The organism is Kitasatospora sp. NPDC049258 (assembly GCF_040678895.1).
Lineage (GTDB): Bacteria > Actinomycetota > Actinomycetes > Streptomycetales > Streptomycetaceae > Kitasatospora.
This window is the reverse complement of sequence record NZ_JBFAQT010000006.1, coordinates 14,222-37,902: the sequence shown is the minus strand read 5'-3', so window position 1 is coordinate 37,902 and position 23,681 is coordinate 14,222. Positions and strand designations below refer to the sequence as shown.

The 23,681-nt window shown below is 74.3% G+C and carries 19 protein-coding genes, 1 pseudogene and 3 riboswitches; of the genes and pseudogenes, 17 read left to right on the top strand and 3 right to left on the bottom strand.

Annotated features, from left to right (window positions below; genetic code table 11):
• Window positions 1-156: 156 nt before the first annotated feature.
• The 3 genes from AB0K43_RS07505 to AB0K43_RS07495 all read left to right on the top strand — a co-directional run bounded on the left by AB0K43_RS07505 (window position 157) and on the right by AB0K43_RS07495 (window position 2,650).
• The gene (locus tag AB0K43_RS07505; protein ID WP_363636808.1) at window positions 157-546 is read left to right on the top strand and encodes a hypothetical protein; all 390 of its coding nucleotides are present in this window, start codon (window positions 157-159) and stop codon (window positions 544-546) included.
• Window positions 547-811: 265 nt separating this feature from the next.
• Window positions 812-1,669 carry a sigma-70 family RNA polymerase sigma factor gene (locus tag AB0K43_RS07500; RefSeq protein WP_363636806.1) on the top strand — a complete coding sequence of 286 codons (858 nt, stop codon included), beginning with the start codon at window positions 812-814 and terminating at the stop codon, window positions 1,667-1,669.
• Window positions 1,670-1,747: 78 nt separating this feature from the next.
• Complete coding sequence (locus tag AB0K43_RS07495) at window positions 1,748-2,650, top strand: SMP-30/gluconolactonase/LRE family protein (RefSeq protein ID WP_363636803.1); 903 nt, start codon at window positions 1,748-1,750, stop codon at window positions 2,648-2,650.
• Window positions 2,651-2,669: 19 nt separating this feature from the next.
• Here AB0K43_RS07495 and AB0K43_RS07490 read toward each other — a convergent pair whose 3' ends face one another.
• Entirely contained in the window at window positions 2,670-5,057 is a 2,388-nt protein-coding gene (locus AB0K43_RS07490; protein ID WP_363636801.1) for a LuxR C-terminal-related transcriptional regulator, read from the bottom strand.
• A gap of 461 nt (window positions 5,058-5,518) precedes the next feature.
• Here AB0K43_RS07490 and AB0K43_RS07485 point away from each other — a divergent pair, with 461 nt between their 5' ends.
• From AB0K43_RS07485 to AB0K43_RS07470, 4 genes are all read left to right on the top strand, one after another.
• Window positions 5,519-6,562, top strand: coding sequence for a substrate-binding domain-containing protein (locus AB0K43_RS07485; RefSeq protein WP_363636800.1), 1,044 nt, complete (start codon window positions 5,519-5,521; stop codon window positions 6,560-6,562).
• Window positions 6,563-6,681: 119 nt separating this feature from the next.
• The gene (locus AB0K43_RS07480) at window positions 6,682-8,274 is read left to right on the top strand and encodes an RICIN domain-containing protein (RefSeq protein ID WP_363636798.1); all 1,593 of its coding nucleotides are present in this window, start codon (window positions 6,682-6,684) and stop codon (window positions 8,272-8,274) included.
• 105 nt (window positions 8,275-8,379) lie between these two features.
• Window positions 8,380-8,688, top strand: a complete 309-nt coding sequence (locus tag AB0K43_RS07475) for a hypothetical protein (RefSeq protein ID WP_363636796.1) — start codon at window positions 8,380-8,382, stop codon at window positions 8,686-8,688.
• Window positions 8,648-9,196, top strand: coding sequence for a CPBP family intramembrane glutamic endopeptidase (locus AB0K43_RS07470; RefSeq protein ID WP_363636794.1), 549 nt, complete (start codon window positions 8,648-8,650; stop codon window positions 9,194-9,196). Before AB0K43_RS07475 ends, AB0K43_RS07470 begins: the two co-directional genes overlap by 41 nt.
• A gap of 51 nt (window positions 9,197-9,247) precedes the next feature.
• On the opposite strand, the gene AB0K43_RS07465 is transcribed toward AB0K43_RS07470, so the two are convergent.
• Window positions 9,248-10,084, bottom strand: coding sequence for a DMT family transporter (locus tag AB0K43_RS07465; RefSeq protein ID WP_363636793.1), 837 nt, complete (start codon window positions 10,082-10,084; stop codon window positions 9,248-9,250).
• Window positions 10,085-10,200: 116 nt separating this feature from the next.
• Here AB0K43_RS07465 and AB0K43_RS07460 point away from each other — a divergent pair, with 116 nt between their 5' ends.
• The 3 genes from AB0K43_RS07460 (at window position 10,201) to AB0K43_RS07450 (ending at window position 12,819) form a co-directional block, all read left to right on the top strand.
• A complete protein-coding gene (locus tag AB0K43_RS07460) occupies window positions 10,201-10,779 on the top strand; it encodes an XRE family transcriptional regulator (protein ID WP_363636792.1) in 579 nt (192 codons plus the stop codon).
• 231 nt (window positions 10,780-11,010) lie between these two features.
• Window positions 11,011-11,150, top strand: a riboswitch (cobalamin riboswitch).
• Window positions 11,151-11,246: 96 nt separating this feature from the next.
• The gene (locus AB0K43_RS07455; protein ID WP_363636791.1) at window positions 11,247-12,311 is read left to right on the top strand and encodes a peptidase; all 1,065 of its coding nucleotides are present in this window, start codon (window positions 11,247-11,249) and stop codon (window positions 12,309-12,311) included.
• A gap of 28 nt (window positions 12,312-12,339) precedes the next feature.
• Window positions 12,340-12,819: a flagellar hook-length control protein FliK gene (locus tag AB0K43_RS07450; RefSeq protein WP_363636789.1), complete on the top strand. Its 480-nt coding sequence runs from the start codon at window positions 12,340-12,342 to the stop codon at window positions 12,817-12,819.
• A 76-nt stretch (window positions 12,820-12,895) separates the two neighbouring features.
• Here AB0K43_RS07450 and AB0K43_RS07445 read toward each other — a convergent pair whose 3' ends face one another.
• On the bottom strand, window positions 12,896-13,999 hold the full coding sequence (locus tag AB0K43_RS07445; RefSeq protein WP_363637146.1) for a serine hydrolase domain-containing protein: 1,104 nt from the start codon (window positions 13,997-13,999) through the stop codon (window positions 12,896-12,898).
• 351 nt (window positions 14,000-14,350) lie between these two features.
• Here AB0K43_RS07445 and AB0K43_RS07440 point away from each other — a divergent pair, with 351 nt between their 5' ends.
• From AB0K43_RS07440 to AB0K43_RS07410, 7 genes and pseudogenes are all read left to right on the top strand, one after another.
• The gene (locus AB0K43_RS07440) at window positions 14,351-14,674 is read left to right on the top strand and encodes a hypothetical protein (RefSeq protein ID WP_363636787.1); all 324 of its coding nucleotides are present in this window, start codon (window positions 14,351-14,353) and stop codon (window positions 14,672-14,674) included.
• A 165-nt stretch (window positions 14,675-14,839) separates the two neighbouring features.
• Window positions 14,840-15,109, top strand: a pseudogene (locus tag AB0K43_RS07435) (adenosylcobinamide amidohydrolase); the annotation flags it as partial.
• Between the two features lie 579 nt (window positions 15,110-15,688).
• Window positions 15,689-15,812, bottom strand: a riboswitch (cobalamin riboswitch).
• 60 nt (window positions 15,813-15,872) lie between these two features.
• Window positions 15,873-16,005: riboswitch (cobalamin riboswitch) on the top strand.
• A gap of 106 nt (window positions 16,006-16,111) precedes the next feature.
• Window positions 16,112-18,988 carry a prenyltransferase/squalene oxidase repeat-containing protein gene (locus AB0K43_RS07430; RefSeq protein ID WP_363636785.1) on the top strand — a complete coding sequence of 959 codons (2,877 nt, stop codon included), beginning with the start codon at window positions 16,112-16,114 and terminating at the stop codon, window positions 18,986-18,988.
• Entirely contained in the window at window positions 18,985-19,956 is a 972-nt protein-coding gene (locus tag AB0K43_RS07425) for a hypothetical protein (RefSeq protein ID WP_363636783.1), read from the top strand. Before AB0K43_RS07430 ends, AB0K43_RS07425 begins: the two co-directional genes overlap by 4 nt.
• A 4-nt stretch (window positions 19,957-19,960) precedes the next feature.
• Entirely contained in the window at window positions 19,961-21,148 is a 1,188-nt protein-coding gene (locus AB0K43_RS07420; protein ID WP_363636782.1) for a CbiQ family ECF transporter T component, read from the top strand.
• On the top strand, window positions 21,145-22,788 hold the full coding sequence (locus AB0K43_RS07415) for an ATP-binding cassette domain-containing protein (RefSeq protein WP_363636780.1): 1,644 nt from the start codon (window positions 21,145-21,147) through the stop codon (window positions 22,786-22,788). The genes AB0K43_RS07420 and AB0K43_RS07415 overlap by 4 nt, the downstream gene beginning before the upstream one ends.
• Window positions 22,785-23,591, top strand: coding sequence for an ECF transporter S component (locus tag AB0K43_RS07410; protein ID WP_363636778.1), 807 nt, complete (start codon window positions 22,785-22,787; stop codon window positions 23,589-23,591). Before AB0K43_RS07415 ends, AB0K43_RS07410 begins: the two co-directional genes overlap by 4 nt.
• Window positions 23,592-23,681 lie beyond the last annotated feature (90 nt).

The window sequence follows — 23,681 nt, the reverse complement described above, 5'->3', positions numbered from 1 at the left end:
TCCCTTAACGAGGGCTGCCCGGCCCGATGCGGCGGTCGTGGCCGCCTTCCTCGGACCTGAGTAGTTGCCCGGATCGGTCACCTGGCGGTCGTCCAGTTGCCCTGGTCATCCCACGGCGCCAGGTCGTGGCGACTTCCGACGACATCAGGAAGAACCATGCTCGACCTTGATGATTCCGGTACGTACCCGCTCTTCCCCTCGGGCCCGCTGGCCGCGATCTACCTGCGCTGCTACCCGTTCGACCAGACGGAGATGGCGTGCCATTTCCTGGCCCTGCAGGCGCTTGCCGAAGCCGAGCATCTGCCGAACCCGCTCGTGTATTTCGACAACGGTCGGCGTGCGGCCGACGGCCTGCCCCGCCGGGAGGCTCTGCTGCGGCTGGTGGCTGCCGGGACGGTCGGGACCGTCCTGGTGCCAGGGCCGTTCATCTTCGCCCTGGACGACCGCGAGGCGGCCGAGGTGGTCTCAACCCTGAGGGCATACGGCTGCCGACTCGTCGAGCTGCCCGACCGGGCGGATCGCTGCGAGGCCGCCGGCACCCGCTGATCGGTACCAGCGGGCCTCCCCCGCCCTCGGGCCGGCGGAATGTCCGCGCCGCGTCGGCCCGCCCGCGCGTCGTGACCGGCGCCGGCCGATTCGCCGGGCCCGGTGGACCGTGCCCGCCGCCCGCAACGCCACGGTGCCGCCCTCCGTGTTGCGTTGCCGGTCGCAGGCCGGGCTGTCAAGCGACACCAGCCCCGATCCGCAGGTGGCCGCCTCCGTCGGTGAATCACCCCTGTCCCTGCTCGTCACCTCCCCCCAAGGACTCCTCATGCCCCGCCACCCCGCATTGCCCCCCGAGAGGGGTCGGGCCGTCGAGGGCGACCCGGCCCTGTCGTCGCCCGTGGGCGGCGGTTACCCCGGTGAGCAGGTCGCCGAGAGCGACGAGTGGCTGACCGAGCGGGTGCGGGCGGGTGACGAGAGCGTGGTCACCCAGCTCTACGAGCGCCACCATCCTGCCGCGGTCGCGTACGCGCGCACGCTCACGCGCACGAGAGAGAGCGCCGAGGACCTCGCCAGCGAGGCCTTCGCCCTCACCCTGGCCGCGGTCCGGACCGGCGACGGGCCCAGCCAGAGCTGGCGGCAGTACCTGCTGACGGTGATCCGCAACACGGCCAGGGCGTGGGCGCTGGCCGACCGGCGCACCCAGCTCACGTCGGACTTCGGAGCCTGGGTCGACCGACAGGACCAGGCCCTCTCGCCGGACGAACTCCTGATGGCCGCCGCCGAGCGGGACCTCGTCGCAGACGCCTACCTCGTGCTGCCGGAGCGGTGGCGCACCGCCCTGTGGCACGTCGTCGTCGAACAGCAGACGCCGGAGGCGGTCGCGCCCATCCTCGGCCTCACCGCGAGTGGCGTCTCCTCACTGGTGTCCCGAGCCCGCGAAGGCTTGCGCGAGGCGTACCTCGCGGCACACGTCCGGCGGGCCGGATCCCTGGAGTGCGCGGCGTACGCCGCGCAGATCGGCGCGCTCGTCCGCCGTCCCGACAAGCGACGCGGCGGGAAGCTGGCCCGCCACCTCCAGGACTGCGCGGAGTGCCAGTCCTGCTTCGAGGAGATGAAAGAGGTCAACGGTCGACTCCGGGCGGCGGCGATCGCCGCATTCGTCCCGCCGACCGGCCATGAGTAGGACCCGCCGGCGACCTCGTACGACCTTCCGATCCCGTTCATGGATCTCGGAGAACCAGCTCACCTCGGAGGAGGTAAAGTGCCGAATCATGCCTGGGTGTCGTGCATTTCAGGCCGTTTCCATCTGAACGGATTTGCACTCTGGCATCAGGATCGCCTCCACTACGTCGATGCTCCGAAAGGATCCCTGAACTCGTTTCGGCCCGGCGCCGCCCCGCAGTGCGATCTCAGTCTCCCGGTGTTGCTCAGTGCCGTGGCTCCGGTGGTGGACAGCCCCGGCGAGTGGATCGTGGCGGCCGATCGGGGCATTGCCCGTATCGGCCCAGGCGGAGCGCAACAGTGGCTGGCCCGCCCCGACCAGCACACGCGCCCCAGGGTCTGGATGAATGGCGCGGCCTGTGACAGGGAAGGGCGTTTCTGGGTCACCAGCACGGCTGCCGGCGGCCGCCCCGGCGCCGGCTCGCTCTATCGCGTCGACCGTGACGGTAGTGTCCACAAGGTCCTCCGTGGTCTGAGTGTTGACGGCGGCCCCGCTTTCAGTCTCGGGGGATCGACCCTCTACCTCGCGGACAGTTCGAGGCGAGCGGTGTCCGCCTATGAGGTCGATCCGGCGAGCGGGGAGATCACCGGTGCCGGCGAGTTCATCCGCCTGACGCACCGCGACGGCTCACCGAGCGGACTGGCGGTGGACGATCAGGACTGCGTCTGGGTGGGGCTCCAGGGAAGTGGCCGTATCCACTGCTACACCCCAGCGGGACGGCTGCGCACGAGAGTTGACCTGCCCGCGTCGCATCCGACCGGCATCGCCTTCGGCGACCGCCACATCTACGTGACGACCGCGTTGTACGGGCACCAGGCGTCGGATCCATGGGCAGGCAGAATCCTCATGAGGCCCAGCAGGGTCACCGCACCGGCGGCGGCTGCGTTTCGCCCGAAAGCCGCCTGTCCAGCCGATGGGTGGCGTACCGGCTGGGAGTCCTGATGGTCCGTCCCCCACGTCCTCAGCCGGCCCCCCGGGCCTGAACCCAGGTCGCCACCTGGGTGCGGGACGTGAACCCCGATTTGCGCAGGATACGGTGCACATGGCCCTGCGCGGTCCGCAGCGATATCACCAACCGGGCCGCGATCTGCCGATCGGACAGCCCCTGCCGCAGCAACAGGGCGACCTCGTACTCACGACCGGTCAGGATCCGGCGAGGAGAGTGGTCCGCCGGCTCGGTGGCGGCTCCGGCGGGGGAGCCGAGGAGGTGGTGCTCGGAGGAGGCCCGCCGGAGATCCGAGTCACCGCCGACCGGAACGGTGCTCGGGTCGACGGCGGCAAGCGGTACTGCGGCCTGCAGCCAGAGCTCCCGCACGGCCCCGAGCCGTGCTGCCTCCTCGGTGGGGCTGCCGGTGAGCAGGTCTGCTCGGGCCAGCAGGTCCAGGGCCTGCTCGGCCAGCAACCGATTGCCGCTGGACCGGCCGGCCCGGACGCACTCGCGCAGCACCTCGACGGCGCGGCGGATGTCCGGCTCCAGCCAGCGCTGCAGGGCGACGGCCCAGAGAGCGTGCGGACGCAGCAACTCCACGCCGTGGGCGTCACACAGTGCCAGGGCTTCCCGGCACATCTCCTCGGCCCGATCGTCCCCGCAGAGGGAGGCCGCCAGGCTGAGAAGGTGCAGGGTGGCCCAGGTCTCGCCGCTGTCGCCGAGGGCACGGTAGCGCGCGAGAGCTCCCTCCAGCGGGGCGAGCGCCTTGGCCGGCTCCCGCCGCAGGACCGCGGCCAGGCCGGCCAGTTGAGCGGCCTCGGCCCGGCCCGCAGAGCGGTCCATCGCCAGTGCGAGCTCCTGGCACTCGGCCGCCCGAAGCTCGCCGCCGGCGATGTCGCCGGCGAAGAGCGCCAGCAGGCCGTCCACCCGGAGTGCCCTTGCTCTCGCCGGAGTCGGATCCGTCCCGGCGTCGAGCACCAGGGCGAGCCGGTCCCGCTCGTCGAGAGGGCCGCCGGTGCCCAGCAGGTACCTCCACGCGGAGCCGACGACCTCCATCCCGAGGTCGGCCGCGCCGGGCTCCTCGGAGCAGAATCTCAGCACGGCCCCGATCTCGGGGGCCTCACGTTGCAGCCGGGCGACCCACCCGGTCTGGCGCGCCGTGAACCACTCCGCCTCCGCCTGCCGGAGGCGGGCACGGTGGTGGTCCAGGTGGCGGCGGCGGAAGTCCGGGCGGCTGCCCCGCTCCTGCAGGTGCCGCTCGCCGTACCGGCGCACCGTGCCCAGCATCCGGTAGGTCACCTGGCCGTCGTGATCCTCGCGGCTCAGCACGGACTTGTCTACCAGCGTCGCGACCAGGTCGAGCGCCGCGGCCCGTGGCAGGGTCTCATCGGTGCACACCGCCTCGACGGCGGCCAGGCCGAAGGCGGTCCGGAAGACCGACAGTCGCGCCCACAGCTCCTGCTCCCGATCGCTGCAGAGCTCGTAGCTCCAGTCGATGCCGGCCTGCAGGCTCCGGCGGTGGGGCGGCGAGGTGCGACCCCCGCCCGTCAGGAACGCGAGGCGGTGCTCGTCGAGGCGGTCCAGAATCTGTTCGCAGGTCAGCACCCGTAGGCGGGAGGCCGCCAGTTCGATCGCCAGCGGAATGCCCTCCAGGCGGTGGCAGATGGTGGCGGCGGCCAGGGCGGCGTCGGTGGAAGGCCGGAACGCCCCGAGGACGGAGACGGCGCGATCGGTGAACAACTCCAGCGCGTCGTTGCGCACTCCACCCCCGCTGGTGGAGGAGTCCGGCAGCGGCGCGGGGAGCGGGGGTACCAGGAGGAGGTGCTCACCATCCACTCCCAACGCCTGGCGGCTGGTGGCGACCACCTGGAGGGAGGGGGCCGCCTCCAGGAGGGTCCTGATGAGCAGAGCGGCCGGCTGGAGCACGTGTTCGCAGGTGTCCAGCACGATCAGCGCCCGCTGACTGCGCAGATGTTCGGTCAGGCCTCCGACCGGTGAGACGCCCGGGCCGGGACGCAGGCCGAGGGCGGTCAGCACCGCCAGGGCGACATCCCCCGCGGTGGTGGCCGCTGTCAGGTCGATCAGCCAGGCGCCGGCTGGATAGGAGCGCCGCACGGTCTGGGCGAGGCGCAGTGCGAGTCGGGTCTTGCCGATCCCGCCCGGACCGGTGACGGTCAACAGTCTTGCCTGGCTGAGCAGTTTACGTCCTTGGGCGAGCTCACGCCGCCTGCCGATCAGTCTTGAGGTCTCCGCAGGGAGATTTCCTTCCGCCGGGCCTTTCGCGGCGGCACCGGGCGGCGGGACCGGGGGCCCGGCGGTCGGGTCGGTGGCGGCGCTCGCGACCGCGGATACGGACAGCCCGGCCGGTCGGCCGCTCCGGGGCGCAGAACCGGTGACGTGGGGGGACGAACGGCGGGGCATGCGAGTCCTCTGTCGGGCTGAGCTGGTTTCGAACTACGCCCCAGGTGGAGAACCCACTGCGCCCCCCGTCTCGCAGCGTTGCCAGACCGTTATTCGAATGGCGCTGCCCGGACGTACCGGAGCAGGTCCGGGTGCAGGCCGAACGCGTCGGGCGGAGCTGCGATGCAGGTACCTGGACAGGTATTCGTGCGGGCGCGCGGACGAGGCGGGAACCCCGAGGATGGAGCCCGGGCGTCCGCCGGCCCGGCTGCCCGAGGGGCGAACATCACAAGGGGATATCGGGTCGCCGATCCGCTTGACGCCGACCGTGTGACGAGAGTGTCATGCGTTGAATCATGTTCGACCATGTTTGGTCCTGCGCGATCTCTCGAAGTGCTGTCGCAGGTGCGACACCGAACGGACACCCCACCCCGACACCGTGCCACCGCCGAGCCGCGGCGAGCGCACCAAGGAGCGCCATCGTGTTCCGTACCTACCGTCACCAGACCGCCGCCGTGGGCGTGCTGCTCGTCCTCGGCCTGGCCACCGGCTGCTCCACCGGCCGGGAAGCCTCCACCGCCGATGCCTCGGTCGCCCCGGTGAGCGGGAAGATCTCGATCACCTACCTGCAGAAGCAGGGCGACCAGGAGTACTTCATCGGCGAGGCCGAGGGCGCGAGGGCCAAGGCCGCGGAGCTCGGGATCGACCTCAAGGTGGTGAACCTCGGCAACGACGCCAACAAGACGGTCAGCGAGGTGCAGTCGGCGATCGCGCAGAAGAGCAACGGCCTGATCATCGTGGTCCCGGACCCGGCGGTCGGCCCGCAGGTGGTGCAGACCGCCAGGGACGCCAAGGTCGCCCTGCTCACCTCCGACGACCAGATCTGCGTCACCGGCCCCGAGCCGTCCGCCTGCCCCAAGAGCGACCTGGTGCCGCGGATCGGCTTCTCCGGCGCCCAGATGGGCGGCGAGGTCGGCAAGCGCGCGGGCGAGGAGTACAAGAAGACCGGCTGGAACCAGGCGGACACCCGGGTCATCTCCGCCTGGAAGTACGACGTGACGGTGTGCGCGGACCGGGTGAACGCCGCCAAGGAGGCGTTCATCGACACCGCCGGCGCGAGCATCCAGCGGATCGACGTCGCCACCGACAACACCCCCACCGGGGCGCAGGACAAGGTCGCCGCCGCCGTCACCGCCAACCGCGCCGTCAAGCACTGGGTCGTCCTCGGCTGCAACGACGAGAACGTGCAGGGTGGCGTCACCGCACTGCAGAACGCCGGCTTCAAGGCCGACGACGTGATCGGCGTCGGCCTCGGCGCCTACCTCGCGTGCAAGGACTGGAGTGGCGACAAGCCCACCGGTATGAAGGCCGCCCTGTTCATCAACGGCAGGGACGTCGGGGCGCTGGCCGTCCAGACCATGTACGACAAGCTCAAGAAGTCCAAGGACTTCCCCGCCGAGGCCTTCGCCCCCACCGCCATGGTCGACGCCACCACCTGGAAGACCGCCGGCGTCACCTGCGGCTGAGCTGCTGCGCGAGAACGTCGCGGGCAGCTCCGCACCGCCCGCATCCGCCCTGTCACCGACCCCACGAGGGTGGGCCGCCACCGGCCTCCCCGCACCGACGACCGTTCAGGTGATCATCTGTGACCCAAGCGCGCCAGCAGCCTGTCTGCGCCGAGCTGCCCGACGCCGAACTCGCCGAGCAGATCCGGGCCGGAGCGCCCGTGGCCCGGGAGGCGAGCGAGGAGCTTCGGCGCCGGCACCTACCTCGGACGCTGGACCACGCCCGCCGGTACGCCCGGGGCGAGGAGGCGGCGGCGCAGCTTGCCGGTCAGGCCTTCGTGGAGGAGCTGAAGGAGACGCTCCGGGCCGACCCGCCGAACCGCTCCTGGCGATACGGTCTGCTGACCCAGGTGGACCGGGCCGCCGGTGGCTGGGCCGCCGGGAGCCGCCGCGACCTGCTCGCCGAGCGTTGCACGGCCTTCCTCGACCGCGCTCGGGGGGCAGCTCCGGACGCCGACCGCCGACGAGCCGTCGAGGCGTTCGAGGCGCTTCGGGCGGCCGAGCAGTGCCTGCTCTGGCACGCGGTGGTCGAGCAGGACCCCGCCGAGGTGGTGGCGCTGCACGCGGACCGGCGCCCCGCCGACGTGGCACGCCTCACGGCCCGGGCCCAGGACGCCCTCCGTGGGGCGCTGCTGAGCCGTCATCTGAAGCGGAACGCAGGGTGTCGTCCGTTCGGCCGGATTCTCGAGGTCGCTGTCGGCCGCGCGGAGGTGCGGGAGAACAGCGGCCTCAAGGCTCATATGAGCGGGTGCGCCGCGTGCACCGCCGTGCTGCGAACCCTGGTCGAGTTCGACGAGCATCCCCGCCGGGCGCTGGCCGGGCACCTTCTCGCCTGGGGCGGCGACACCTACGTCGAAGCGCCGGCCGAGCCCGGGGCGGCGCAGACGGCCGAGATGGCCGAGGGGGCCGGAGTCGGACCCGCGGGGCTCGCCGGGCCGGCGCCGTCCCCGGGCGCGGTCCGGGCGGGCTTCGTCGTCGTGGTGCTGGTCGGCGCGGCGGTCGGGGTCGGCTTCTCCTTCTTCCTGCGCGGCGGCGGCGCCGTCCCGGACACCGCCACGGTCGAGCCCCTGCCACCGTTCGGTGACCGCGGCACGATTTCGGCCACCGCGGGCCCCGTGACGTTCCCGTCCTCGTTCGCCTCCCCCACCCCGTCGAGCGATTCCCCCAAGCCCGCCCCGGTTCCGTCCTCGACCCCGACGACGACGCCGTCCAGGACTCCGTCACAGGGACCACCGACGCCGCCCCCGACCCCGGCGCCGCCAGGTCCGATCCAGGTCGGTGTGTGGGCCAGGCTGGTGAACGGTGAGACCGGTCTGTGCCTGGACGTCTACGGCGGTCGGATGCGCAACGACACCGATGTGATCACGATGCCGTGCAGTACTGCGGCGCCGACCCAGCAGTGGATGCTGGACCAGGGTGGCCAACTGCACAACCGTGCCGACTCCCGGTACTGTCTGGACTCCCGCGGCTCCCACGACAAGGGAGTGGGTGTCTGGGTCTGCTCCGGCGAGAACGACATCAATCTTCGGTTCCTCGTCGACGCGGGGGCTCGGCTCCACCCCGTGGTCTCCCCGTCCTACGTGATCGCGCCGGAGTCCAACTCTGCCGGATCCGTCATCTCGTTCATCCCCCCGGTCGGCACCGAGTCCGACCAGGTCTGGTACGCGGGGTAGCCGCGGCACAGCTTCTGCGGTGGGTGAGGTTCGGGGCCATACTGGGCGTCCGCCGACGCAGTGGAGGCCCGACTCCTCGCTCCGTCGTTCCCTGGAGGAGTCCGAGTGTCAGCTCTTCTGGTGTCCGCGCCTTCCCGCGTGCGCGTGGGCCCCGCCCCGGCCCTGGGGATCTTTGTCGGCTACCTGCTCCTGGTGGTCGGGCTGGCGAGGCTGATCGCGCCCGGTGTGAAGTGCACCGAGGTGACCGCCAGCGCGGACAACGTCCTCAAGGCCGTACTGCTGCCGATCGGTATCGTCTCGGTCCTGCTCACCGTGGCGGTGACCGCGCTCGGCTGGTGGCGGCCCGTCATGTCCGAACCGAAGACCCTGGCCGGTGGACCGTGGTCCTACCGGTCGTCGCGGTCGTCGCTCTGATCATCACCGTGCTGACCGGCCACCCCGGAGACTTCGGGGGCGGCCGGCTCACCTGTCTGATCGTCGCCTTCGCCTTCGTGGGCTACAGCGAGGAGTTGATGACCCGCGGAGTTCTCCTGACCGTTTCCGGTCCCGGTTCCGAGAGGTGTGGGCGTGGCTCGCCAGCACCGTCCTCCTCGGCCTGATGCACGGGGTCAACGCCGTCAACGGCCAGGATGCCGCCACCACGATCCGGCAGGTCTTCGGGACCATGGGCATCGGCACGATCTTCTACCTGTGCCGTCGCACGACCGGCACCCTCGTGGCCGGCATGGTCGTCCACGGCCTGTGGGACTTTGCCCTGGTCATCCACTCGGGCCCCGGTGCGGAGCTCAACCAGGCCACGAGCGGGGCGCTCGCATTCTCGGTGATCGAGCTGCTGGCCGTCGTCGTCCTGCTCGCCGGTGTCCGCAGGCTCTGGGGCCGTCCCACCCGCCGTGAACGACCCGCGGACAGCGGGCTCGCATGAGCGCCACGACGCTACCGATGCCGCGCGGCCCCGGCCGCTGCGAAGCCCGGCTCAGCCGAGCGCGAGGAGGCTGACGGCGACGGCGGCGGTGCCCAGGCCGAGGAGTTGGCTCGGGTGGAGGCGTTCGCCGAGGACGGTGCGGGCGAGCAGGACGGTGCCGGCGGGGTAGAGGGCGGTGATCACGGCGACGACGGTGAGGTCGCCGCTGCGGGCGGCGAGCAGGAACAGCAGGTTCGCCACCGAGTCCAGGGCGCCCGCGCCGGCCGACATCGCGTACGCGGGCCGCTCGGTGCCCAGCCTGCGGCGCAGCAGCCCTGCCGCGGCCAGTACGACGGCCGAGGAGACCGCCCGGCCGACGATCAGCGGGGCCACGCCGCTGCCTCGCGGTGCCTGGTGCAGGAAGACCAACTGGAGCGCGATGGCGGCGCCGGCGCCGAAGGCCAGCAGCAGCGCGGTGCGCGAGGGCCGGGCCGAGCCGGTGCCCGGTCCGGCGCTGATCAGCACCACCGCCAGCAGGGCGAGCGGCAGGCCGACCAGGCCGGCGGTACCCAGGTGCTCGCCCTGCAGCAGCCCCACCGCGACGGGCAGCGCCGCGGACACCAGGGCGGTCACCGGCGACAGCACGTTCATCGGGCCGATCGCCAGGGTGCGGTAGAGCAGGGCGAACGCGACGGCCGAGGCCACGCCCGAGGCAGCGCCCCAGCCGATCGCGCCGGCCTCGAACGTGGCGCCGAGGAACGGCCAGAGCAGCAGCTCGACCGCGAGGCTGGCCGGGGCCGCGATCAGGACGGTGCGCAGCACATGGGCCTTGCGGGAGCCGAGGCCGCCGAGGAAGTCGGCGCACCCGTAGGCGAGCGAGCTGCCCAGGGCCAGCAGCAGAGCGATCACGGCGGACCCCTTACGATTCAATGGAACGACCACACGGTACATCAGATCGACCGAAAGGCCCAACCGAACGACCGCGCGGTACATTGAAGTGGTCCAGCAGTGAGGATGGTGATCAGGTGACCGAGACGGCGGCAGCCCTGCGGACGGTCGCGCACAACGTCCGGGCGGCCCGTACCCGGGCGGGCCTGACCCTGGAGGAGCTCGGCCGGCGGGCCCAGGTCAGCAAGGGTGCGCTGGTGGGGCTGGAGAAGGCCCAGGGCAACCCCAACCTGGCCACCCTGGTCCGGCTGGCCGACACCCTCGGCATCTCGGTGTCCGCCCTGATGCAGGGGCCGCCCGAGGGTCGGGTCCGGGTCGTGGCCGCCGAGGAGGTGGAGCCGTTGTGGCGGGGGCCGCGGGGCGGTGCGGCCCGGCTGATGCTGACCACCGCGGGCCCGGCGCCGGTCGAGCTGTGGCGCTGGCGGCTGGAGCCGGGCGAGGAGTACCCCAGCCATCCCCACCGGCCCGGGGTCGTGGAGACCGTCAGTGTCACCGCTGGCCGGATGACCCTGGTCGTCGACGGCACCGAGTACACCGTGGAGGCCGGCCGGACGGCCACCTTCGACGGCGACACCGTCCACACCTACCGCGGCGCGGGCACCGAGGCCTGCCACCTGATCATGACGGTCCAGCTTCCCCCGGGCCCCGTCACCTGACCCTCGAAGGGTCCGATCCGCTCCGAGGGTGCCGGCACCGGCCGCTGGGCCCGGCCGGCGTACGAGGCCGGCGGCCGGACCGGATCTGCGAACGGCGGGACTGCGTCCACCGTGCCCTGCCCCGTCCCGCGGCAGCCGCGGTGACCGGCCGCCGTGGCGCCCGGGTCGGTCGCCGACGACCGATCAGGCCCGCTGCGATGTGACGTACGCGCCATTGACCGGGTCTTTCGCCCGTCGCCATGATGGGCCGTCATGTTGTGACTCCGCGGTCGGGGGAAGTCCGGTTCGAATCCGGCGCTGACCCGCAACGGTAGGCCGCCGACGGCTGTCGGCGGCGAGCCCGAACACCCGGCGGCGGAGGTGTGTCCACTCCTCCCGTCGTGGTCTGCGGGCCGGAGCTCCGAGGGCTGTCCGGTCGCGCACCGCCGTCCTCCGGGCCCCTGCGTCCAGGCCCGGAAAGGCCTTCCATGCCCGCGCTCCGCCGCTCCCTCGGCCTGCTCGCGACACCCGCGCTCGCCCTCGCGACCGTGCTCCCGGCCGCCACGGCCGCCCAGGCCGCCCCCACCTCGGCCGCCACCGTCCGCCCCGACGCCGCCGCGGCCGGCTGGCTGGCCCGCCAACTGGTCGACGGTGACCACTTCGAGGCCGTCCTCGACGGCGCCCACTACCCCGACCAGGGTCTGACCGTCGACGCCGTGCTGGCCTTCGCCGCCTCCCACAGCTCCGACCGGGCCGCCGCGAAGGCCACCACCTGGCTGGCGAAGCCGGAGATCATCACCGGCTACCTCGGCGACGGCACCACCGAGGCGTACGCCGGCGCCACCGCCAAGCTGCTGCTCGCGGTCGAGGTCCGCGGCGAGAACCCGGCCGCCTTCGGCGGTGTCGACCTCCCCGCCCGGCTCCGCTCGCTGCAGACCCCGAACGGCCGGTTCTCGGACCGCTCCCAGTGGGGCGACTACAGCAACGTCTTCGGCCAGTCCCTGGCCCTGATCGCGCTGCAGCGCACCCACGCCGGCGCCCCGGCCGCCGCGGTCGACTTCCTGGCCTCCGCCCAGTGCGCGGACGGCGGCTTCCCGATCTCCTTCGGCCAGGCCACCTGCACCGGCGACCCGGACGCCACCGCGCTCGCGGTCCAGGCCCTCGCCGCCGCCGGCCGCCCGGCCGAGGCCGCCGCCGGCCTCGGCCGGCTGACCGCCCACCAGAACGCCGACGGCGGCTTCGCGGCCGCGGGCGCCACCACCTCCAACGCCAACACCACCGGCCTGGCCACCGAGGCGCTGCTGTCCACCGGCCGCCTCGGCGCCGGCCTCAAGGGCTGGAGCAGCCTGGTCAAGCTCCAGCAGGGCTGCGCCGCCGACCCGGCCGTCCGCGGCGCGGTCGCCTACGACGCCAACGGCTTCAACGCCGGCAACGGCGCCCGGGCCACCGCACAGGCCGTCCTCGGCCTGGCCGGCACCCCGCTGGCCACCCTCACCGCGCACGGCGCCCGCCCCGCCGCGCCCGTGCTCGCCTGCCCGGCGACCACCCGCTGAACGTCCTGACCCTGCAAGGAGCTTCCGCATGAACGACACCCGCACCCCGGCCCGCCCGGCCCGCCGCACGCTCGGTTCGATCGCCGCCGCCGCGGCGCTGACCGCCGGCCTGCTCGGCGTCTGCGCCGCCCAGGCCCCGCAGGCGCAGGCCGCGGCCTGCACCGGCACCACCGGCGTCACCGTGGTGGTCGACTTCACCGCCGTCGGCGGTGGCATCCAGACCGGCTGCGCCCCCGGCGACCCGGCCACCGGCCTCGCCGCGCTCACCGGCGCCGGCTTCTCGTGGGCCTTCCACCCGCGCTTCCCCGGCTTCGTGTGCAAGATCAACTCGCTGCCGACCACCTGCACCAACCCCACCGGCAGCGCCTACTGGTCCTACTGGCACGCCCAGCACGGCGGCGCCTGGTCGTACAGCGGCCTCGGCGCGGGCAGCTACAACCCCGCCCCCGGCGACGTCGAGGGCTGGGCCTTCGGCGCCGGCACCCAGCCGGGCATCACGGCGCCCTGACACCCCGTGCGGACACCGCTGCCCCGGCCCCGCGCGAACGCGGGCCGGGGCACCGGCGGTTGCCGGCAGCCGCGGCTCAGCGGCACAGGGCCGTGTCCACGAGACGCTCGATGTGCTGGACGGCCGCCGCGTCGGACGGCTGGGTGGTCACCGCGATGTCGGCGGCGCGGCCGCCCTCGGTGACGCCGCCCCGGGTCTCGTACCCGGTGATGCTGCCGCCGTGACCCCAGTAGACCCCGCCGCAGGACAGCGGCCGGCTGACCAGCCCCAGCCCGTAGCGGGTACCGGGAGGGAAGGGGAGGCCGGCGGGCACGGTGGTGCGCATCTCGGCGAGCTGGGCCGGCGGGAGGAGGTCGCCGGCCAGGAGCGCGGTGAAGAACCGGTTGAGGTCGGAGTTGGTGGAGACCACCTGCCCCGCCGCCCAGGCCCAGGAGGGGTCCAGTTCGGTGCCGTCGCGCAGCGGCGCGCCGGGTGATTCCTGGTAGTAGCCCTTGGGGTGGGGTTCCCGGATGGCCACCTCGCCGGGGGCGGGGAAGTAGGTGTGGCGCAGCCCGATGCGCTTGACGATGCGCCGGTCGACCTCCTCGCCCAGCGGCCGGCCGGTGACCTTCTCGACGATCAGGCCGGCCAGCACGTAGTTGGTGTTGCTGTACGCCCACTTCGCCCCCGGGGCGAAGTCCGCCGGGTGCTGGAGCGCGAGGCCGAGCAGTTCGTGGGGCTCGTAGTACCGGATCTCGTCGGAGAGGTGGTCGGTGTAGTTGGGGAGTCCGCTGGTCTGCTGGAGGAGTTGACGGACGGTGATGCGGCGCCCGTCGATCCCGTCCCCGCGGACCAGGCCGGGCAGGTAGGTGTCGACGGGGGCGTCGAGGCAGATCCTCCCCGCACCGACCAGTTGCAGCACGACCACCGCGGTGAACGTCTTGGTGTTGCTGCCGATCCGCACCTGGCCGTCGACCGGCACGGTCGTACCGGTGGCCAGGTCGCCGACCCCCGCGGTGTACGTACGGGTGCGGCCGGACCGGTCCTTGACGCTCGCCAGCGCGGCGGGCAGGCCGTCGGTGCGCACCAGCGCGTCCAGGCCCTGCTGGACGGTGTCCGGCCGGGTGGCGGCGGATGCCGCGGGCGCCGCCAGCACACCCGCCGTCACGACGGCCGCGGCCAGCGCGGCCGCGGCCGGCAGCGCCCCGCGCCGACCACCCCGCCGCTGCCGGGAGGAACGGAACCTCTGCCATGCCTGCTCACGCACGAGCCAACTCCTACCGGGTCGTTGGGACACCACCGGTGTCCGCCGGGCCCAGCATCTCCGGCGCCGAGCGACGAGGGCGATCCTGCTGGCCCCCAGCTCCGGGTAGGGGTAGCCCCCGGGTGCGGCCGTCCGCGGGAGCGGGTTGCTCACGCGGTCCCGCGACTTGGCGCGGACACTCACAGCGGCAATGATCGCGGCAAGGGGAGTGCGGTGGCCCCGCCGATGATCGCTGCCCCGCCGTTCCCCAGCCGTCCGCCGTCCCATGGACCCATCGAGGAGCCACGTATGAAGGGGAGCCCCCGTCGCGTCGGCGCGGCGCTGCAGATCGACCGGCTCGAGACCGTCGACCGGGCCGAGGCCGAGGTCGTCGTCCGCTGCCTCGACGGGCCGGTCCGCCTGGGTGCCCGCTTCGGGCGTATCCGGGGCGAGGTGCCGGGAACGATCGACCTGGAGTTGACCCGCGCCATCGTCTACGGGCGGTCGGTCGAGGCGCTCGACACCGGTCTCACGGCGCTGGTGACCCTTCGCGGGGCGGGTGTTCACCACCTGCTGCCGGGCAGCCTGGCCGGCGGCTGGCAGGTCGTCGAGGGCGCCGACCCGGCGCCATGAGTCGGCGACCGGGACCCTTCCGGCGGGCGGGGTCAGCCGGCGGCGGCCGCTCGGCGGCGGTGGAGGCGGCGGTGGAGGTGGCGGTCGGCGAGCAGGGCCGTGGCGAGGGCGGCCGGTCGGGGCGGCGGTGACGGACATGAGGTGCCGGAGCGCGCCGTCTTCGTGCCGGGCACCGTCAACATCCTGGTCGTCGTACCCGCTGCGGTGTCCGACGCAGGTCTGGTGAACCTGCTCGCCACCGCCACCGCCACCGAGGCAAAGGTGCAGGCGCTGCTGGACGCCGGGTACGACCGCTCCGGGACGCCGTCGGAGGCGGTCTGCGTGGCGGTGCGCCAGCCGCGGCCGGGGTCGGGCGTGGAGCCGTTCGGCGGACCGCGCTCGCGGTGGGGCGCCCGGGTCGCCCGCGCCGTCCACGCCGCCGTGCGTGCGGGCGCGGAGGCGGACCGCGCGCGCCGGGTCCGGGGACCGGTGCCCGACCACGCGCGGCCGAGGCCCGGCTGCCGCCGGACCTGCGACCTGGACCCGGGCCGGGTCGATGCCGGCGGCGTACGCGTTGAGGGTGGCGCGCTCGTAGTCGGTGACCACGGGCGAGGCGCTCGGCCAGCCGGTGGCGGCCAGCTGGTCGCGGTAGACGGTGCGGGCGTTCTTGCTGGTGTCGCCGCCGGGGGTGACGTCGACCGCGGCGGTGCCGGCGGCCGCCAGCGCGCCGAACGCCCACTCGTTGGACAGGCCGCCCCCGGTGACGTAGCTGCCGTCGGCGGCCTGCAGCGACTTCAGATAGGTCACGCCGGTGCTCTTGGAGGTGGACATCTGGGCGGGGGACGCGGTGGCCCGGGCCGGCACGGCGGACAGCAGCAGGGCGCCGCTCGCCAGCGCGACGACGGTGGCGGAGGAGAGACGGAAGGGCACGGTCGGGCTCCTTGGGTGGCGGGCGCCGACCGGACCCGGGCGGCGGCCCGCGGAGGACCGCGTGCCGGCGGGGCGGCCGCCGCCCGGATCGCGTGGGCCGGCTTTCGCTCGTGGTGCGCGCCGGGCGGGCATTCGGGCTCGGAGCGTCGAACCGCCCCACACCGCTGCGCGTCAGCCCTGGATTCGCACCAGGTTCCCCCACTCGGCCACCCGGGACGCTATCGCACGTCAGGCCCGCTCACGAGGTGTCGAAGGCGACATGACGCCTCGTTGACTCCCCGCTCGGCGCCATGGTCTGATGAACCGGTTTTCATCCTCGGCAGTCAGGGGAAGCCGGTCGAAGTCCGGCGCTGACCCGCAACCGTAGACCCGCCCTTCGCGGCGGGTGAGCCGGAATGCCTGCGCCGAGGGGCAAGTCAGCAACACGTGCGTCGTCGCGGACTACGACGCGGTCCGGACCGGACCCCTTCACCTGGGCCCGGTCGGCTGCGCCGTCGTACCCCGCCTCGACCGACCTGGGAGTCGCCGGTGAGGGTCAGCAGCATTCGTACGAGTCAGGGCAGCCGGGGCCGCGGTCTCGCCTCCCTGCTGCTCGCCAGCGCCATCGCGGTCTCCGCGGGCACCACCGTGCTGCTCGGCCACCCCAGCAGGGCGGCCGCGGACCCGATCGAGGAGTGCACGGCCACCACCGGGGCCGTGGTCGCCGTCGACTTCGGCCACTGGGGCGGCAGCGTCGTGCGGGGCTGCGACGCCCACCCCACCACCGGTATGAACCTGCTGCACAACGCCGGGTTCACCACCGCCGGCACCGAGCACGACGGCCCCGCCTTCATCTGCCGGCTCGGCAGCGGCACCTTCGGCAGCGGCACCCAGTACCCGACCCCGGCCGAGGAGCCCTGCGTCAACACCCCGCAGGCCGCCGCCTACTGGTCGTACTGGATCGCCGAGCCCGGCCGGGACACCTGGTCCTACAGCCAGTTCGGCGCCGGCACCCAGAAGCCGAAGCCGGGCGAGGTGGAGGCCTGGGTGTACGGCGGGACCGACATCGGCGGCACCGGCGGGGCGCCCTCGTTCACCCCGGGTTCGGTCCGGGCGAAGAACACCGCCAGCCCTTCCGCGTCCGCGTCCGCGTCCGCATCGGCATCCGCGTCGGCCTCCCCGAGCCCGACCGGTCCGCCGCCCGCCACCGGTGACCCCGCCGCCGCCGCGGCGGCCTGGCTCGCCGGCCAACTCGTCGACGGCGACCACATGGAGAACTGGGCCTTCGAGGGCCCCGACCTCCCCAGGACCTCCCTCACCGCCATCGCCCTCGCCGCCGCCGGCAGCCAGGACCCGGCCCTGCGCAAGGTGGTCGCGTTCCTCCAGGCGCACGCCGACGCCTTCCTGCTCCCCGACGGCCCGCACGGCAGGCCCGACTCCCGCGCCGCCGCCCTGCTGGCCCTCGTCGCCGAGAGCACCGGCGGCAACCCCCGCGCGTTCGGCGGCCACGACCTGCTCGCCGCGCTGACCGACCACGTCTGCGCCGCGGCCGGCGAGGACGGGAAGTGCACCGCTGCGGGCGACTTCCTCGGCGCCGCGTCCCCCTGGGTCCAGGCGCTCGGCGTCATCGCCCTGCTGCGCGGCGAGGTCGCCCCGCCCGCCGCCACCCTGAGCCGCTTCGACGCGCTCCGCTGCGCCGACGGCGGGATCGCCGGGGCGATGATCGTCGAGGGCGGGAACTGCGAGTCCGACCCCGCCAACACCGCGCTCGCCGTGCTGGCGCTGGGCAGGGCGGGCGGCCACGACCGACTGGTGCGGCAGGCCGCCGACCGGCTCGCCGCGGGCCACCAGGCCGACGGCTCCTACCTCCCGTACGTCGGCGCCTCCGGCGGCGACACCTCCAGCACCGCCGGCGCGGCCCAGGGGCTGCGGGCCACCGGCCACGCCACCGAGCAGGCCGCCGCGAAGAGTTGGCTCGCCGCCCGGCAGCACCAGGACGGCGGTTTCGGCCCGGACGAGTGGACCACCGACTCGGACCCGGCCGCCACCGAGCAGGCGATCCTGGCCCTCACCGGCACCGACCCGGTGAGCGTCCGGCACGACCTCGGCGGCACCACCACCCCGACCCCGCAGCCCAGCCGCACGCCCGACCTGGTCAAGGGCAGCTCCTACCTGACCGACCCGGCCCACCTGATCGACGGTCACTACTACGAGGCCTTCCCGACCTTCGGCGACTTCGGCCTCACCATCGACGGCGCCTACGCGCTCGCCGCCACCGGCACCGACGACGCCGCCCTGCGCAAGATCGTCGACTTCCTCGACCAGCAGGGCAAGGACGCCAACGACCGGACCGTCAACGACTGGACGGGTGTCGGCACCGAGTACGCCGGTGGCGGCTCGATCGGCAAGGAGGCACTGCTCGCCGAGGTGGTCGGCCGCGACCCGCGCGCCTTCGGCGGCCACGACCTGATCGCCGCGCTCGCCCAGGCGGTCTGCGCCCACGTCGACGCCGACACCGGCTGCGCGGAGGCGGGCAACTACACCTGGGCCACCTCGGTGTTCTCGCAGTCCCTGGGCGTGCTGGCCCAGCTGCGCGCCGGGGACGCCGAGCACGCCGCCGCGCCGATCGCCTACCTGAAGAGCCTGCAGGCCGCCAACGGCTCCTGGCCCAGCCTCATCCCGGCCACCGGGGACTCCGACGTGGACAGCACCGCGATGGCCGTGATGGCCCTGGCGCTCGTCCCCGGCGACGAGGCGGCCAAGGCCGTCGACCGGGGCCTCGCCTGGCTGGCCACCCAGCAGCAGGCCGACGGCGGCTTCCCCGGCGCGGCCGGCGACTCCACCAACTCGGCCGCCCTCGCCGTCCAGGGCATGACGCTGCGCCAGGGCACGTACGCCGGGCAGATCGCCAAGGCGATCGAGTTCCTGGCCGGCCGGCAGAACGCCGACGGCGGGTTCAACGTCGCCTCCGCCGGGCAGCAGGGCTCCGACGTCCGGGCCTCCACCCAGGCGCTCGGCGGTGTCACCGGCATCTCCTTCGGCACGCTGCACCGGGACCTCGGCACCACCACGCCGACCCCGACCGGATCGCCGTCCGCCTCGGCCTCGCCGTCCGCGTCCGCCTCCGGGTCGCCGTCGCCGTCCGCCTCGGCGTCCCCGAGCGGCAGCGGCTCCGCCTCGCCCGCGCCGAGCAGCTCCGGTGCCACCGGCCGGGGCCCGGCCACGACCACGGCGCCCGTGCCCTCCGACACCCGGACCTTGAGCGGCACCGGCGACTCGGCCGACGCCGAGGACTCCAGCCTCGCCTGGACCGGCACCGACGTGCTCGGCCTGGTGATCCCGGCCCTGCTGCTCACCGCGGCGGGCGGCGGGGTCCTGGTCGCCACCCGCCGGCGTACGGCGGCCGCCACCGGGCGGCACCGGTGATCCGCCGCGCCCGGCGCGCCCTCGCCCGCGCCACCGCCGCCCTGGCACTCGCCCTCGGCGGGGCCGCGGCGGGCGCCGCCCCGGCAGCGGCCGCCCCGCTGCCGATCGAGCAGTGCACCACCACCTCCGGCGTCGTGCTGGCCGTGGACCTCGGCCACTGGGGCGGCCCGCTGCTGCGCTCCTGCGGCACCACGCCCACCACCGGCTACGCCCTGCTCAACCAGGGCGGTTGGAAGACCGCCGGCACCGGCCACGACGGCCCGGCGTTCATCTGCCGGATCGGCTACAGCGGGTTCCAGGGCGGCAAGCAGTACCCGACGCCCGATCAGGAGAAGTGCGTGCTGACCCCGCCGGCCACGGCGTACTGGTCGTACTGGCACGCCGACCCGGGTCAGAACACCTGGTCCTACAGCCAGCTCGGGGCGATGAGCTACCAGCCCAAGCCCGGCAGCGTCGATCTGTGGATCTTCGGCGGGACCAACATCGAGGGCACCGAAGGCCGGCCGACCTTCTCGCCCGACACCGTCCGCGCCCACAACCCGCCGCCCGGCGCCGGCGCCGGCCAGAGCACCGCGCCCAGGCCCCCGTCGACCCCGCCCGCCGGCGGCGGGTCGGGCGGCGGCTCGGACGGGAGCAGCAGGGGCGGCGGCGCCAGGACGCCCCCGGCCGCCACCACCCCGCAGCCGGGCACCTCCCCGAGCGGCACCGCCCCGGCCGGGCCCACCACCTCCGAGAGCGCCCCGGCCCCCTCGGACGCGCCCACCGGCGCTGCTTCCGCCGCCCCCGCCGCACCGACCGACCCGGCGACCCCGAGCACGGGCACCACCGTGGTGGACGCGGCCCCGGCCGCCGACGCCCCGCACTCGGCGGGCTCGATCGCCCCCGCGGTGACCGGTGCCGCCATCGTGGTGGCACTCGGCGCCGCCACCGCGGTCGCCGCGCTGCGCCGCCGACGACGGGCCGAGTGATCCGGTGCCCCAGCTCGACCGGAACACCGCCGGCCGCCGTGTGCCGCGCGACCTCCATCCGTTCGCCTGGTGGATCTGGGCGCTCGCGCTCGCCACCGCCGCCAGCCGCACCACCAACCCGCTGCTGCTCTTCCTGGTGCTCGCCGTGCTCGGCTACGTGGTCACCGCCCGCCGCACCGAGGCGCCGTGGGCCCGGGGCTTCACGTACTACCTGTGGCTGGCGCTGACCGTGGTGGCGATCCGGGTGGCCTTCCGCTGCGTCTTCGCGACCGGCATCACCCCGCACGACCACCTGATCTTCTCCCTCCCGCACATCCCGACCCCCGCCTGGTACGCGGGCATCCGGATCGGCGGTCCGGTCTCGCTCGAGGCCACCCTGTCGGCCGCCACCGACGGCCTGCGGCTGGCCTGCCTGCTGTGCTGCATCGGCGCGGCCAACACCCTGGCCAACCCCAAGCGCGCCCTGCGGGTGCTGCCCGGGGCGCTGTACGAGCTCGGGGTCGCCGTCACGGTGTCCGTCAGCGTCGCCCCGCAACTGGTGCAGAGCGTCCAGCGGGTGGTGCGGGCGCGGCGGCTGCGGGCCGGCCGGAGCAAGGGCATCCGTGCTCTGCGCAGCATCGTCGTCCCGGTCCTGGAGGACGCGCTGGAGCGCTCGCTGCACCTGGCCGCCGCGATGGACTCCCGGGGCTACGGCCGCTCGGGCACCGCCACCCGGGCCTCCCGGCGGGCCACCGGGGCGCTGATGCTGCTCGGCATGGGCGGCCTGTGCGCCGGCGTGTACGGGCTGCTCGACGGCACCGCGCCGCCGCTGCTGGGCCTGCCCGCGCTGGCGGCGGGCTCGGCGCTGTGCGCCGGGGGCCTGGCGCTCGGCGGGCGCCGGGTGCGGCGCACCACCTACCGGCCGGATCCGTGGCGGGCCGCCGAGTGGGGCGTCGCGGGCTGCGGGGTGAGCGCTGCCGTGCTGCTCTCGGTCAGCGTGGGGTACTCCGCCACCGACCTCAACCCGTCCCTGTACCCGCTGAGTTGGCCGACCCTGCCGGTGGTGCCGGTGCTGGCCGTGCTGCTCGCCGGCGCCGCCGGGGTGCTCTCCCCGCCGCCCGGCCGCACACCCGCGCCCGCCGCCCTGCCCGGCCGGCGGCCCGCCGGCCCCGCGACCGGCACCGACCGCACCCGCACCGAGGTGACCAAGTGATCCGCTTCGACCAGGTCAGCGTGGTGTACGACGGCGACCGTGCCCCCGTGCTGCGCGACGTCGACCTGCACATCCCCGAGGGCGAACTCTGCCTGGTGGTCGGCCGCACCGGGGCCGGCAAGTCCACCCTGCTGGGTGCGGTCAACGGCCTGGTGCCGCACTTCACCGGCGGCACCCTGCACGGCCGGGTGACGGTGGACGGCCGCGACACCGCCGACCACCCACCGCGCGAACTCGCGGACGTGGTCGGCGTGGTGGGCCAGGACCCGCTGGCCGGGTTCGTCACCGACACCGTCGAGGAGGAGCTCGCCTACGCGATGGAGCAGCTGGCGGTCGCGCCGGAGGTGATGCGTAAGCGGGTCGAGGAGACCCTCGATCTGCTCGGCCTCGCCGACCTGCGCCACCGCGCGCTGCACGAGCTCTCCGGCGGGCAGCAGCAGCGGGTCGCGATCGGCTCGGTGCTCACCGCGCATCCGCGGATCCTGGTGCTGGACGAGCCCACCTCCGCCCTCGACCCGAGCGCGGCCGAGGAGGTGCTGGCGGCCGTCACCCGCCTGGTGCACGACCTCGGCGTCACCGTGTTGCTCGCCGAGCACCGGCTGGAGCGCGTCGTCCAGTACGCGGACCGGGTCGCCCACCTGCCCGGTGACGGTACCGTGCGCTACGGGCCGCCCGCCGAGATCTTCGCCGACACGGCGATCGCCCCGCCGGTGGTCGACCTCGGCCGCCTGGCCGGCTGGCGACCGCTGCCGCTGTCGGTCCGCGACGCCCGCCGGGCCGCCGCACCGCTGCGCGAGCGGCTGACCGGGCACCCCGTCCCGCCGCCGCGCCGGGAGCCGGTCGAGGGCCCGACGGTGCTGTCCGCGCAGCGGGTCGTGGTGCGCCACGGTCAGGTGGTCGCCGTCCGCGAGGTCGGCCTGGAGCTGCGGGCGGGCCAGATCACCGCGCTGATGGGGCGCAACGGCTCCGGCAAGTCCTCGCTGCTCTGGGCCCTGCAGGGCTCCGGCCCCCGGCAGGGCGGCAGCGTCCGGGTCACCCGGGCGGGCGGCGGAGCGGCGAGCGATCCCAAGAAGGTCTCCGCGGCCGAGGCCCGACGGCTGGTCGGCCTGGTCCCGCAGACCCCGACCGACCTGCTGTACCTGGAGTCGGTGGCCCAGGAGCTCGACCGGAGCGACCTGGACGCCGGCCCGGACGCCGATCGGACGGCCCGGCAGATCCTCGACCGCCTCGCCCCCGGCATCCCCGACGACAGTCACCCCCGGGACCTCTCCGAGGGACAGAAACTGGCCCTGGTGCTGGCGATCCAGCTGGCCGCCGCGCCGGAGGTGGTGCTGCTGGACGAGCCCACCCGAGGGCTGGACCACCCCGGGAAGGAGGCACTGATCGGCATCGTCGACCGGCTGGCGGCCGAGGGCCGCACCGTCGTGGTCTGCACCCACGACGTCGAGTTCGTCGCCGCCGCCGCGGACCGGGTGGTGGTGATGGCCGAGGGCGAGATCGTCGCCGACGGCCCCACCGCCGAGGTGATCGTGGCCTCGCCCACCTTCGCCCCGCAGACCGCCAAGATCCTCGCCCCGCTGCCCTACCTGACGGTCGGCCAGGTCGGGCAGGCGCTGGTGGCGTCGGGGGCCGCCCGGTGACCGCCGCCCGGGTCGCCGTGCGGATCCCCGGCCGGGCCCGTCTCGTGGTGGCGCTCGCCGCCTTCGTCGGCCTGACCGCCTTCACCTGGCCGTTCGTCGTCGCGCCGGGGACGTTCGGGTCCACCTACGCGCCGCCGCTGATCTTCGGAGCCCTGCTGGTGCTGGTCCTCGCCGTGGTGATCGCCGAGATCTCCGCCGGCGGCATCGACGCCAAGGCCCTCGCCATGCTCGGGGTGCTGTCCGCGGTCAACGCCGGCCTGCGCCCGCTCGGCGCCGGGACGGCCGGTGTGGAGACGGTCTTCTTCATCCTGGTGCTGGCCGGGCGGGTGTTCGGCCCCGGGTTCGGCTTCACCCTCGGCTGCACCTCGCTGTTCGCCTCCGCGATCATCACCGGCGGGGTCGGGCCCTGGATGCCCTACCAGATGTTCGGCTGCGCCTTCGTCGGCCTGATCGCCGGGCTGCTGCCACGGCTGCGCGGACGGGCCGAGGTGCTGATGCTGGCCGGGTACGGGGCCGTCTCCGGCTACCTCTTCGGCTTCCTGCTCAACCTCTCCTTCTGGCCGTTCTCCACCGACCCGAACAGCTCGATCGCCTACCTGCCGGGCCTGCCCTTCACCGAGCAGTGGCACCGCTACCTGCTCTTCGACCTGGCCACCTCGCTCGGCTGGGACACCGGACGCGCCGTCACCACCGGCCTGTGCGTGCTGATCGTGGGCCCCGCCGTCCTCACCGTCTTCCGCCGGGCGGCCCGCCGGGCCAACTTCGAGGCACCCGTCCGCTTCGCCCCGCACGGGACAGAGTGACACCGGTACGGCCGCGTGGTCGTCAACGCCGAATGTTCGGGGGCGATTTCGGCAATGCGCCGCGGCGCCCCGGGGGAGCGAATCCGGCGG